Source organism: Synechococcus sp. RC10A2, from assembly GCF_047502605.1.
Genome location: NZ_JANSHP010000088.1, coordinates 16597 through 29470, shown reverse-complemented (window position 1 = coordinate 29470; position 12874 = coordinate 16597). Strand labels below are relative to the sequence as shown.

The following is a 12874-nucleotide window of genomic DNA, read 5'->3' as shown; positions in this document are numbered from 1 at the left end:
GCAGCGCAGGCCATCTGTCCCCTTGCCGTGGGCAGATCCCCTTGGAAGCGATATCCCCGTGGAGCGCTCTTCACCTGTGCTGATGCAAGAAGTCGTGGAAGACTTGGAGGAGGAAGAAACGCCACGGCCGGCGGGGGTGCTCTCCCCTCTTTGGGTCTTGCTGGTGTGGGCCCTCTCCTGCGCGGGGATCGGCTTTGGGGTGCGCTGGCTGATCTGGCCGGAAGAGCTGTCGCTTCCCCAAACCGCTGTCCTGGCCCACAAGACGGAAAAAGGGATCCCTGCCCAGGTGGATTTGGCCCGGTTGCCCTTGCTTCCCCTGGAGCCGCTGCCAGGACAGGTAGGGGAAGAGTTCTATTCAGGTGGGCTGGATCCCAGTCAGTTGGCGCTAGGGTTGGCCAACACTCCCAATCTGGAGGAGCTGCGGGTCGATCCCCTTCAGGATGTCGCCAACTTGTTGGACAGCCTACAAACCAACTTGGCCGCGGCTGCACAGAAACCTGCTCCTTCCCGCCCGAAAACAGTGGAGAAAGTGGCAGCCAGCCTGGAGCGCCCCTCTCAGCCCAAAGTGGCCACTGTTTCAGAATCTTTGCTCACGGTGCCCCTGCACAGCAACGATCTCGATTCCTTGGGGCCTAACCGCGGCGAAGGAACTTTTTTGGTGCTGACCACCTACTCCGGAGAGGAAAGCTTGGCGCGAGCTCGGCAAGTTGCCAATGACGCTTTTGTAAGAGATGTGAACGGCCAGAAGTTCGTGCAGTTGGCAGCATTTGAACAACTGGAATATGCCCGCTACCACGCTGAAACTTTGAAGAACAAGGGCTTCAACGTCACCATTGCCGAGCAGTAGCTTTGGCCAGCGGTCGGCAGGATACCCGAAGGTTAGTTACAGCCATTCATTGACAAGTAGCAGTGGAGCAGTGAGATGCCTAGTCCCCCTCTCCCAAAGGGAGAGGGTCTGGGGGTGAGGGCCTTTGGCAGAGCGGAACGGTCGGCAGCCCCCTCCAAACCGATGCAATCCCCTCCCCCTTCCCTTTTTCGCAACCTGACCTAGCTTTTGTAATAGGCAGTGCCTTTATTGACAAAGTCCAACGTGTAGGCGGCTTGGTAGTTAATGGTTGGCTCAAAGACACCCGCCACTGTCATGCTCTCGAAGAAGCTTTGCCAACGCTCGTGGGTCATGGCGCCAATGCCCTTTTCCAGGGCATCGCCAGACAAAATGATGCCGTACTCCTTCAGCTTCTCAAAGCTGTAGGCCAACTGCTCATCAGTCATCTCCGGGTTATCCTGCTTGATGAGGCGGTAGGCGGGGCGGGGATCCTCCAAAAAGCTGTACCAGCCCTTGATAGAAGCATCCACAAACCGCTGCACCAAGTCAGGCTTGCTTTCCACCAGTTGGCGCCGCGTCTCGATGGTGGTGGCATAGGGGTTGTAGCCGTAGTCGGCCAGGAGGAAGACCACTGGCTTAAAGCCTCCTTGTTTTTCAATGGCAAAAGGCTCAGAGGTGAGGTACCCCTGCTGGGCGGAGCTGGGATCGGCCAAGAAGGGGCCAGGGTTGAAGTTGTAGGGGCGGGTTTGGTCGTCAGTAAAGCCGTACTTGGCTTTCAGGAAGGGCCAGTAGGTGGTAAAGGCCCCCTTGGATACGAAAATGGGTCGGCCCTTGAGCTCCTCCAGGCGCTTGGTGCCGGGATGGGCCAGGAGAACCTGCGGGTCTTTTTGGAAAATAGCCGCCACGCAGATAAGCGGGATCCCTTCCCGCACAGCATTGATGACCCCTGCGCTTCCCCCCATGGCAAAGTCGGCGGCTCGGCCAGCCAAAATCTGGGTGATGTTGACGCCAGGGCCACCCATTTTGATGGTGACGTCTAGCCCATACTCGCGGTAAATGCCTGTGGCCACCGCCTGATAAAAGCCGCCATGCTCGGCCTGGGCATACCAGTTGGTAGCATAGGAAACTCGCTCGAGCTTGGATCTCTGGGCCACTATCAGAGTGGGGGAAGCCCGTCGTTGAGCCTGAGCCCCTGCTGCGGCCAGCCAACTGCCTCCAAGAGCGGCAGCTCCTGCTTTGAGCAGCTGACGACGGCTGAAGGTGCCGCCCTTGGGTCTAGAGGATCCAACCGAGGCCATAGGTAACTAAAGCGAAAGATGACGCAAGCATTATACATCCCGGAGGAGACCCTGTGTGCCTGGCTACAAGAAGATCTCGGCCACGGCGATCTCACCAGCGAGCTGACCCTGCCCCCCAGCGTTGAGGGGGAGGCGGTGATCCTGGCCAAGGAGCCAGGGATCCTAGCTGGCCTGGAAATTGCCAGGCGGGTTTTCCGGCTGGTGGATCCCCAGCTAGCGTTCGCCTCCCAGGTAGAGGAGGGAGCCTCTGTTGTCGCTGGCCAGGAGGTAGTCCAGATCAAGGGATCCCTGCGGGGCATTCTGGCGGCAGAACGGCTGGCGCTGAACCTTCTCCAAAGGCTTTCCGGCATTGCCACCCTCACCCGCACCTACGTAGAGGCGCTGCGGGGAACCTCAACCCAGCTTCTGGACACCCGCAAAACTACCCCCGGCTTGCGCGCCCTGGAGAAATACGCCGTGCGGGTAGGGGGCGGCAAAAACCACCGCTTTGGCCTCTTCGATGGCATCTTGATTAAGGAAAACCACATTCGCGGTGCCGGCGGCATCTTGGCAGCCGTCCAGCGGGCCAAAGCAGGTGCCCCCCACCACCTCAAGGTCGAGGTTGAGGTGCGCAACCTCCAGGAGCTGGAGGAGGCTTTGGCGGCAGGCGCCGATCTCATCCTTCTCGATAACTTCCCCTTGGAGCAGATCCGGGCTGCCGTTCAACGGGTAGGGGGGAAAGTTCCCCTAGAAGCCAGCGGCAACATGAACCTAGAGCGCGCCCGGAAAGCGGCGGAGGCAGGCGTTGACTACATCAGTGTGGGGGCCCTGACTCACTCGGCCAAGGCCCTGGATCTCTCCTTGCTCGTGGTGCGGCCCTGAGGTTTGCCCCAGGGAGCGCTGTTTCTAATGCTAGGCTAGGTAACGATCCCGCCTAAAGCAGGAAGGCCAGTTGCTGCCTGCTGGCAACTTCTCCTTAGCCCCGCACCAGTCCAGCTCTGCACCCGTGGCCGGCCCAGCCAAAACAGAAGGTTCACCATGACCCAAGAAACCCTTGTCCAGGAAATTGCTCGACTCAAGCAGGAAAGGCAGGCCGTTATCCTAGCCCACTCCTACCAACTCCCTGAGGTGCAAGAGGTGGCGGACTTTGTGGGAGACTCCCTGGGCCTGGCCCGTGAGGCGCAGAAGACGAACGCCCAGGTCATCGTCTTTGCGGGCGTCCACTTCATGGCCGAAACGGCAGCCATCCTCAACCCGGAAAAGACGGTGCTGCTGCCGGATCTGGAGGCTGGCTGCTCCCTAGCTGACAGCATCCGCCCGGAGGATGTGCAGCGCTGGAAAGAGGCCAACCCAGAAGGCCTGGTGGTTGCCTACGTCAACACCGCTGCCGAGATCAAGGCCCTAGCCGATGTCTGCGTAACCAGCGCCAACGCGGTTCAAGTGGTGGCTAGCCTGCCGCCGGATCGCCCCATCTTTTTTGTGCCGGATATGTTCCTGGGGGCCTATGTAGCCCAGGCAACGGGGAGGGAGCTGGATCTATTCCCCGGCGAGTGCCACGTCCATGTCGGCATCCGGGAGGAGCACCTCAAGGCAATGGCAGAGAGGCACCCGGAGGCGGAGTTCCTCATCCACCCCGAGTGCAGTTGCGGCTCCAGTTGTCTATTTCTCAAGCCGGACGCCAAGCTCCTTTCTACCGAGGGGATGGTGCGTTATGCCAAAACTTCGGCCAGCCGCGAGTTTGTGGTCGCCACCGAGGTGGGCATTCTCCACCGGCTGCAAAAAGAGGCCCCCAACAAGAGGTTTATCCCTGTCAAAGCAGACGCCGTCTGCGAGTACATGAAAAAAATTACCCTGGAAAAGGTCTACCGCTCCCTGCTGGAGATGCGCCACGTAATCCAAGTGCCAGAGGCGGTGGCCGAAAAAGCCCGCAAGTCCCTCCTGGCCATGCTGTCGGTGCCGGCGGGAGCCTAGAAGCGCCCTGGTCGAGGGGCGGTTTTGTCCAGTGGTGTCCACGCCTTTCTCAGCGGAAACAGACCTCCTGATCCTGGGAGCAGGGGTGGCAGGGGTCTATGCAGCCCTGTGGGCGGAAGCGGAGGGGGCCAGAGCCCTGGTGGTGAGCAAGGATCCCCTCCCCTCGGGATCCACTCCTTGGGCGCAGGGGGGGGTGGCTTTTCCGCTGGATGCGGCGGATGTGGAGGCCCACCTCCAGGACACCCTGCAGGCAGGCCGGGGCCTGGTGGAGACCGAAGTGGCCCGCTCCATTCTGTGGGAAGCGCCCTTTCACCTAGAGAAGCTTTTGTCCTGGGGGCTCCCCTTCCACCCTGAGCCAGTGCGGGAAGGGGGCCATTCGCGGGCGCGGGTACGCCATCTGGGAGGGGATCGGAGTGGGCTATGGCTTCTCAGAGGCCTGCTGGCTCGCCTGAGCAAGCCGCCTTTGGAGGGCTACACAGCCCTCAGCCTTTTGATGGCAGGGGAGAGAGTGGGAGGAGCCCTGCTCCTCGGGCCGGAGGGCTTTCTTCAGGTGAGGGCGGGGGCGGTTCTCCTGGCTACAGGCGGGTTTGGCAGCCTCTTCCCCCTCTCTACGGCGCCGCCGGGAGCTAGCGGCGATGGCATGGCCTTGGCCTGGCGGGCAGGGGCCATCCTAAGGGATCTGGAGTTTGTGCAGTTTCACCCCACCGTCCTGCCCAATGGAGCCCTGGTCAGTGAAGCTGCCCGAGGGGCAGGGGCCGTGCTCCTCAATGCCTGGGGGGAGCGCTTTATGCCTCGTTATGCGGAGCTGGAAGAGCTGGCGCCGCGGGATGTGGTGGCCCAGGCGGTGTTCTGGGAGCGGCAGCGGACGGGGGGAGTTTACCTTGACCTCCGGGCTGTGCCCCATCTGGAAGAGCGCTTTCCCACCGTGGTTGCCTCTGCCCGCGCTTTGAGGCTGGATCCCGGCAAGGATCCCCTACCGGTTGCTCCTGCTGCTCACTACGTCATGGGGGGGGTGCGAACGGATGCTTTTGGCCGCACTGGCCTGCCGGGCCTCTATGCTGCCGGGGAGGTGGCCTCCACAGGGTTGCACGGGGCAAACCGTTTGGCTTCCAACAGCCTTTTGGAAGGGCTGGTCATGGGCAAGCGAGCTGCTCTGGCTGCCCTGCGGGACCTCCAGGAGCCCCCCCTTCAGGTGCAGGCTCTACCTGTGCTGACAGCGCCGCCCTCTCTACTTCCCCAGCTCAGGCAGCAAGCAGAAGAAGCCCTGGGGGTGGTGCGGGAGGGAGAGCGGCTGCGGGCTTTTCTGGCTTTTGCGGAAGCCCTGCCCCTGGAGGAGAAGCCGTGGGCCAGTCGGGAAGAGGTCGAGGCCGGGAGTTTGCTGTTGCTGGCTCGCTGGGTAGCCCAGGGGGCTTTGCTGCGGGAGGAAAGCCGGGGATGCCATTTCCGCAGGGATTTCCCCCAAGAAAGGGAGCCTTTCCACACCGAAGTGTGGGGCTCTACGTTTAAGCAAGCGCCGCTGGATCTGGCGGCTGCCCCAGGGCGGGGCCCTGCCTAGGCGTTCCAGGCGTGGTGGAAAACCCCCGGCCTGTCGATGCGCTCAAAGGTGTGGGCGCCGAAGAAATCCCGCTGGGCCTGGGTGAGGTTCTGGGGCAGCTCGGCGGTGCGGTAGCTGTCGTAGTAGGCCAGGGAGGCGCTGATGGCCGGGATCGGGATCCCCAAGGCTGCTGCAGTGGCCACCACTCGCCGCCAGGATCCCTGCCGTTCCTGGATGGCCCGCTTAAACTCCTCATCCAAAAGGAGGTTGACTAGCTCCGGATCCCTTTGGTAGGCCGACTGGATTTTGCCCAGGAGGCGGGCGCGGATGATACAGCCCCCCTTCCAAATGCGAGGGATCTCGCTGAAGGTGTACACATAGCCGTGGGCAACGGTGGCTTGCCTGAGCAGGGCCATCCCCTGGGCATAGGAGCAGATCTTGGAACAGTAGAGGGCGGCGCGCAGATCCTGAAGGAAGCTGTCGGGATCCCCTTCCAAGGTTGTTCCTGGCCCTGGCAACTGCTGGGAGGCGGCCACCCGTTCCTCTTTCATCGACGAGAGGATGCGAGCCTGCACTGCCGCCTCAATGGTGGGCACCGGCACCCCAAGATCCAGGGCGTCCTTGACCGTCCACAGGCCCGTGCCCTTCTGCCCCGCCTTGTCCAAAATGAGATCCACCAGCGGCTTGCCCGTCTCCGGATCCAGCGTCCCCAAGATCTTGGCGGTAATCTCAATCAAAAACGACTCCAGCTCCGTCTCGTTCCAGGCCTGGAAGATCTCCTGCATCTGGGGGGCTGACAGCTTCAGCCCCCTGCGCATGAGGTCGTAGACCTCGGCAATCAGTTGCATGTCGCCGTACTCGATGCCGTTGTGCACCATCTTGACGTAGTGCCCACCCCCTTTAGGCCCCAGGTAGGTGACGCAGGGGCCATCGGGCACTTGAGCGGCAATTTTGGTGAGGATGGGCTCCAGTTGCCGATAGGCTTCCAAGCTGCCGCCGGGCATGAGGCTGGGGCCGTTGAGGGCACCTTCTTCCCCGCCGCTCACCCCCATGCCGACAAAGTGGATCCCGCTGGCTTCTAGGACCTCGGCGCGCCGGTCGGTGTCGCTGTAGAGGGAGTTGCCGCCATCGATGAGGATGTCGCCTGGCTCCAGCAGGGGCTTAAGCTCGTCGATGATGGCATCCACCGGCGGGCCTGCCTTAACCATGATCAAGATTTTGCGGGGCCGCTCCATCAGTTGCACCAATTCCGGCAAGCTGTAGGCGGGGGTAATCTGCTTGCCTTGGGCCCTCCCTTGGATAAACTGCTCGGTTTTGGCGCGAGTTCGGTTGTAGACGACAACCGGAAAGCCATTGCGCTCGACGTTGAGGGCCAGGTTTTCCCCCATTACCGCTAGGCCAATGACCGCGAAGCTGGGCTTGCTCATGGTGGGGCAGGGTAACACCTCCCCCAATCTAAGGGGCGATCCGGCCAAGAGGGTTCAGGGATCCTGTTTTCTTCACCTTTTTTTGCCGGCTTTCAAGGACAGCCCAGACTCGCGCGGGTGGAAACCCCGGTTATGGGATGGGATCCCTCTGCTCGCTGGCACAGTTGCCGCAGGGCTGCCCGATCCACGTAGGCGTCGCTAAAGTCGGCGCCGGCAATCTGCGCCCCATCCCAAACGGCCCGCGCGGCGATTGCCCCCCTGAGGTTGGCCCCCCTGAGATCGGCGCCCGCTAGGTTGGCCAGATCCAGCAGGCTGTTGCTGAGATCTGCCCCCGCCAGGTTGGCTCCTGCCAGGTTGGCCTTGGTGAAGGCCACGCCGGCCAGGTTGGCCCCCTGCAAGTCGGCGCCCTGCAGGTTGGCGCTGACAAAGCTACTGCCCCGCCAGTCCTGACCCGACAGATCCTGCCCCTGCAGATCGGCGTTGCTGAAGTTGAGACGGGTCTGGCCACCCGCCGGGGATCCCCACAGGCCCCACAGCAGCAGCGTTGCCCCCAGCAGGATCCCTAGAAGGATGCAAAGTGTTGACGGCATCTGGGATCCCCCCTTTAGTACCTCAGGACGCTTCAAAGGGCTCAACTCCTTCCGCAAGTTCTTATCAGAAAATCTAGGTCTAAAACCCTGCCCTCTAGGGCAGCTTTTCTTGGTTTTGGATGTAGGCCACTAAGAGTTGCAGAGGAGCACCCCCAACACTAGAAGCCAAGTAGCTGGGACTCCACAAGGCATTCTTGCCGCAAGGTTTAGGTAGTTTAGCTTGCCCGTACTTGCGACTCGAAACTCCCTTAAGCACATTCACCATTTGAGAGATAGACCACTTGGGCGGGTAGGCAATTAGAAGGCGGACGTGGTCTGCCTCGCCGTTAAACTCCAAGACCTCAAAGTCCATCTTTCGGGCAACACTCTTAAACGCCTCCGCAATCAAGTTCAAACTCTCTTGAGTGAATATCTTTCGCCTGGATTTGTGACAAACACCAAATGGGCCTGCAGGCTAGAAACACTGTTGCGGTCTCTCCTTAATTTCATGTGCTATCTTGGAAATGCCAACTTGACTCTAGCCCATGAAAGCTCGATACAGGTATAGGTTCTACCCCACAGACCAACAGCGGCAGAAGCTTGCCAAGTTGTTTGGCTGTGTCAGGTACGTCTGGAATGAAGCCTTAGCCCACTGCCAAGCCGTTGGGAAGTATCCAGGGTACAACGCTTTGGCCAAGCGCCTAACCGAGCTTAAGCAATCGATTCCGTGGTTGGGCGAAGTTTCAAGTGTTGCTTTACAGCAATCTCTCAGACATTTGGACAAAGCTTACCAGCGTTTCTTTGCCCAGGAAGGAGGTGCGCCGCAGCTCAAAAAGAAAGCAGCCAAGCAGTCAGCAACGCTAACTAGGGGAGCTTTTTCTATCAACGGTAAGCGGGTTTACTTGGCCAAGGTGGGAGCCATTAAGCCTATTTGGAGCCGACCTTTGCCGAGTACCCCTAGTTCCGTCACTGTAATTAAAGACACTGCCGAGCGTTACTTTGTCAGCTTTGTGGTGGAGACGGAACCTGTTAGCATCCCTGCTCGCTCACCCAGTATTGGAGTGGATTTGGGGATTAAGACCTTCGCCGCCACAAGCGATGGGGCCAAGTTCCCCAGTCCCAACTATAGGCCTCTGTACAACCGTATTGCCCAGCTGCAAAAGCAGCTTGCCAGGCGGGTGAAGGGATCCCATCGGTGGGAGCGAACCCGGCTGAGGATTGCCAAGCTGCACAACCGCATTGCCGACATGCGGCTCGACTTCCTGCACAAGTTGTCAACCCAGCTCACGGTCGAAAACCAAGTCGTGTGCTTGGAAGACCTCAACGTTAGCGGGATGTTGAAAAACCGTCGGTTGTCCAAGGCGATTAGTCAGCAGGGGTGGCATACCTTTCGGGCTCTCTGTGAGGGCAAAGGTGAGAAGTACCAGAGGGAAGTGCGCCTAATCGACCGGTGGGAGGCTACAAGCCAGTACTGTTCGGCTTGTGGCTGGCACTGGGGCAAGTTGGATTTGGCTACCCGTGTGGTGGTCTGCGACGGTTGCGGGGCAGTGCATGACAGGGACGTCAACGCTGCCAACAACCTAAAGCAAGTCGGGATGGGGCATCGCCCGACTCTAAAACGGACGTGGAGACTGCGTAAGACTGGCTAGCCAGCAGCAGTTTGTGAAGCGTCAAGAATCTCTCGCCTTTAGGCGAGGGGAGTATGTCAAGTCAACATGCTTTGGTATGAAAGTAGCTTACTTTGACTGCGCAGCAGGCATTGCCGGCGACATGTGCCTGGGGGCGCTGCTGGATTGCGGGCTGACCCTAGAGTATCTCAACCAGCAGCTCCAGGCGCTGGGCCTCGAAGGAGAATACAGCCTACAAGTATGCCGGGTGCAGCGGTGCGGCCAGCCGGCTCTGCAAGCGGTGGTGGAGGTGTTGGACGAGTCCCCGCCCGCCCGCCCCTGGAGGGAGATCCAGGCTTTGATTGCCGGATCCCGGCTGGCCCCCGCAGTCAAGGCCCGCAGCCTCAAGGTCTTTGAGAAGCTGGCCCAGGCGGAGGCAAAAGTTCATCAGGTTCCCCTGGAAAAAGTGCATTTCCACGAGGTGGGGGCGGTCGATGCCCTGGTGGATATCGTCGGCACCTGTGTTGGTCTCGATTGGCTGCAGGTGGAGCAGGTGATCTCTTCTCCCCACCCCATTGGCGGCGGCTGGGTCAGCACCGAACACGGCCAGCTAGCGGTGCCTGTGCCGGCGGTGATTGAGCTGTGGGAAATGGGGCGTGTGCCAGTGTTCAGCAACGGCGTGGAAGCCGAGCTGGTTACCCCCACCGGGGCAGCCTTGGCAGTGGCGCTGGCAGAAGCGTTTGGGCCTTGTCCACCGCTGCGGCTGGAAAAAGTGGGGCGTGGGGCCGGCAGCCGCGAGCTGCCCATTCCCAACATCTTTCGTCTCTGGATTGGCCAGTCCCAGGGGGAAGAGCCGACCGAGATCGTCTCGGTGTTGCAAACTCAGATTGACGATCTCAACCCTCAAGTGATTGCCTATACCTGCGAGCAGTTGCTGGCCCTAGGTGCCTGGGACGTGTTTACCCAGCCCATCACCATGAAGCAAGGGCGGCCGGGAGTGTTACTGACGGTGATCTGCCCGCCGGAGCGGGTGCCGGAGTGCCAAGATCTCATCTTCCGGGAAACCACCACCCTGGGCATCCGCCACTCCCAGCAGCAGCGCACCGTCCTAGAGCGAAGGATCGAGCGGGTGGAAACCCCCTACGGCCTGGTGGACATCAAGGTGGCCTGCCGCCACGGCCACATCGTCAACGCCCAGCCGGAGTTTCGCGACTGTGTGGCCCGCGCCCAAGAGTTCCGCGTGCCGGTCCAGACGGTGTGGCTGGCAGCCCAAGCGGCCTGGCAAAAGCGGCTGCAGGGGGATCCCGCCTAAGAAGGTTGGGCCTTGGACAAGCGCATGCTCGTGCATAAGATCTGGCTGGATATAAGGATTTATGGAGCCAGATCGGAAATGTTCCAGAGTAGGCAACGGGGCTCTTCCTCAGATTCCCGATGGATTGGCTCCTGTTGGACAGAGATGCGGATCCCTGACCTGCTAGCCTGAAAAATATCAATACCCCGCGCTCTTGCCGACAACCGCAACCATGGAATCCCAAGCCGCCCAATTTAACTTCGACCGCCAACTCTGGGATCGCTTTATCAGCGTAGCGCAACCCTACTTCTACCCGCGGGTGCGCTACGGGGGCTGGATCTTCTTCGGCTTGCTAGCAGCATCCATGGTGTTTGTGGTTGCCCTCATGTTTTTTGTCGAGATTGGGGTAACCCTGGTTGGACAGGCTCTTTTTCCAGAGTTCTTCCGCACCCTAGCAGCAGGCTTGGTCGAGCAAACAGAGAGGAATTTAGCCTCGCCGGTGCTATGGGTGGCCGCAGCCAGTTTGGCCCTGAGCAGCCTGGCCTTTGGGCTGGTGTGGCGCCAGATTTGCCGCCGTTGGCTGCAATGGGTGCTGCTGACCTTTTTGCTGTTCCTGTCGCTAACGGTAAACCGGCTGAACGTGATGATCAGCTTTATCTTCCGGTTTATCGACACGGCTCTGCAGCAAAAAGAAGAGAGCACCTTCTGGCAATTTTTGATCATCTATGGCGTGCTGATCATCTCCGCCATCCCCATTTTGGTTATTTACCGATATACACGGCTAAAGCTGGCCCTGTTTTGGCGGGAATGGCTGACCGACTACTTTCTGGATCGCTACTTTGATCGGCGGGCCTACTACGAGCTGGATTCCAACGCCGCTAACACAGAGATCGATAACCCTGACCAGCGCATCTCGGAAGATGTACGCTCCTTTACCGGCACCACTCTTTCTTTTTTGTTGGATATTCTTGACTCCATCCTCACCCTCTACGCCTTTACTGGGATTCTCTACAGCATTTCCCGCCCCCTAGCGGTGGGGCTGGTTATCTATGCTACCATCGGCACCGGGATCGCCATTTTGGCCGGCCGCAAGCTGATTAAAATTAACTTCGATCAACTGCGCTACGAGGCCGACTTCCGCTACAGCCTAGTCCACGTGCGGGACAACGCCGAGTCCATTGCTTTTTACCAAGGGGAAGACCTGGAGCTGAGACAGATCTTGAACCGCTTTGCTGCCGCCTTGCGCAACTTTAATTTGCTGATCATCTGGCAGGCCATTATCGACATTTTTCAGTACGCCTATAACTATTTCACTCGCATTGTGCCCTACGTAATTGTGGCCCCCCTTTACTTTAGCGGCGTGCGCGATTTCGGCACCATTACCCAGGCTACCATCGCCTTTAGCCAGGTGCTGAGCGCCCTTTCGATTGTGGCCAACCAGATCCAGAGCATCTCCAGCTTTGCCGCCGGGATCAACCGCCTGGGATCCTTTTACGAAGCTTTGGAGAATCCTGCCCTGCGCCAGCTGCGCCCTCGAGAAAGTACCATCCAAACCCGCATTGCTCCCCAACTGGCCCTGCAGCAGGTGACTTTGCTAACGCCTAATTCGGAACGAACCCTGGTGCGGGATTTGTCCTTGACTTTAGAGGCGGGCCAACGGCTGCTGATTGTGGGAGCCAGCGGCAGCGGCAAGAGCTCCCTCCTGCGGGCCATTGCCGGCCTGTGGAACAACGGCCAGGGATCCATTGCCCGCCCCGATACCACCGAGATGCTCTTCCTGCCGCAAAAGCCCTACATGCTGCTGGGATCCCTGCGGGATCAACTGCTCTACCCGGGCCGCCGCCGGGATCTTAGCGACGCAGATCTCCTCCGGGTTTTGGCCCAGGTGAACCTGGCCGATTTGCCGGAGCGGGTGGGCGGCTTCGACGTGGAGAAAGATTGGGCTAGCACCCTCTCTTTGGGCGAACAGCAGCGCTTGGCCTTTGCCCGCATTTTGATTACTCAGCCCCGCTACGCCATTTTGGACGAGGCCACCAGCGCCCTGGATGTGGCCAACGAAAAGCTGCTCTACCTGCAACTGCAGCACCTCAACACCACCTACGTCAGTGTCGGCCACCGACCCACTCTCCTGGCCTACCACGATCTGGTCTTGGAGCTGCAGGGCAACGCTGCTTGGAAGCTCTGGTCGGCGGCAGACTACGGCGCCCGCCTGGCGCTGGCCGGCTAGAGATGCTGCCGCAGCTCTCAATCTGCGGCGGCACCCCTCACCCCCATCCTCTCTCCCTCTGGGAGAGGGGGGCAGGCTGTTCTAACCCCAACCCACAGAACTGGACGCGACCCAGGGGAGATGCTACCCTGTTTCACAGGTATTC

The 12874-nt window shown here is 60.1% G+C and carries 10 protein-coding genes and 1 pseudogene; 7 read left to right on the top strand and 4 right to left on the bottom strand.

The window, feature by feature from the left end; translation table 11 throughout:
* Positions 1-82 precede the first annotated feature (82 nt).
* Positions 83-847, top strand: a complete 765-nt coding sequence (locus tag NW848_RS12030; protein WP_240527877.1) for a hypothetical protein — start codon at positions 83-85, stop codon at positions 845-847.
* 200 nt (positions 848-1047) lie between these two features.
* Here the strand turns inward: NW848_RS12030 and NW848_RS12025 are convergent, their stop codons facing one another.
* Positions 1048-2124: an ABC transporter substrate-binding protein gene (locus NW848_RS12025; RefSeq protein ID WP_414402383.1), complete on the bottom strand. Its 1077-nt coding sequence runs from the start codon at positions 2122-2124 to the stop codon at positions 1048-1050.
* A gap of 18 nt (positions 2125-2142) precedes the next feature.
* On the opposite strand from NW848_RS12025, the gene nadC reads away from it, so the two are divergent.
* The 3 genes from nadC (at position 2143) to NW848_RS12010 (ending at position 5629) form a co-directional block, all read left to right on the top strand.
* Entirely contained in the window at positions 2143-2985 is an 843-nt protein-coding gene (gene nadC / locus NW848_RS12020) for a carboxylating nicotinate-nucleotide diphosphorylase (RefSeq protein ID WP_011429830.1), read from the top strand.
* 156 nt (positions 2986-3141) lie between these two features.
* Positions 3142-4074 (top strand): quinolinate synthase NadA, encoded by a 933-nt coding sequence (nadA, locus tag NW848_RS12015; protein ID WP_414402384.1) that lies wholly within the window; start codon positions 3142-3144, stop codon positions 4072-4074.
* A gap of 31 nt (positions 4075-4105) precedes the next feature.
* A complete protein-coding gene (locus NW848_RS12010) occupies positions 4106-5629 on the top strand; it encodes an L-aspartate oxidase (RefSeq protein ID WP_414402385.1) in 1524 nt (507 codons plus the stop codon).
* On the opposite strand, the gene gndA is transcribed toward NW848_RS12010, so the two are convergent.
* The 3 genes and pseudogenes from gndA to tnpA all read right to left on the bottom strand — a co-directional run bounded on the left by gndA (position 5626) and on the right by tnpA (position 8114).
* Positions 5626-7035 (bottom strand): NADP-dependent phosphogluconate dehydrogenase, encoded by a 1410-nt coding sequence (gene gndA / locus NW848_RS12005; RefSeq protein WP_414402386.1) that lies wholly within the window; start codon positions 7033-7035, stop codon positions 5626-5628. The genes NW848_RS12010 and gndA overlap by 4 nt on opposite strands.
* A 92-nt stretch (positions 7036-7127) precedes the next feature.
* Positions 7128-7625 (bottom strand): pentapeptide repeat-containing protein, encoded by a 498-nt coding sequence (locus NW848_RS12000; protein ID WP_011429834.1) that lies wholly within the window; start codon positions 7623-7625, stop codon positions 7128-7130.
* Between the two features lie 94 nt (positions 7626-7719).
* Positions 7720-8114 (bottom strand): annotated as a pseudogene (gene tnpA / locus NW848_RS11995) (IS200/IS605 family transposase).
* 35 nt (positions 8115-8149) lie between these two features.
* Here tnpA and NW848_RS11990 point away from each other — a divergent pair.
* From NW848_RS11990 to NW848_RS11980, 3 genes are all read left to right on the top strand, one after another.
* Complete coding sequence (locus NW848_RS11990) at positions 8150-9253, top strand: RNA-guided endonuclease InsQ/TnpB family protein (RefSeq protein WP_099812285.1); 1104 nt, start codon at positions 8150-8152, stop codon at positions 9251-9253.
* A gap of 76 nt (positions 9254-9329) precedes the next feature.
* Positions 9330-10523: a nickel pincer cofactor biosynthesis protein LarC gene (gene larC, locus NW848_RS11985; RefSeq protein ID WP_414402387.1), complete on the top strand. Its 1194-nt coding sequence runs from the start codon at positions 9330-9332 to the stop codon at positions 10521-10523.
* A gap of 211 nt (positions 10524-10734) precedes the next feature.
* Positions 10735-12729: an ABC transporter ATP-binding protein/permease gene (locus NW848_RS11980; protein WP_011429836.1), complete on the top strand. Its 1995-nt coding sequence runs from the start codon at positions 10735-10737 to the stop codon at positions 12727-12729.
* Positions 12730-12874: the final 145 nt, after the last annotated feature.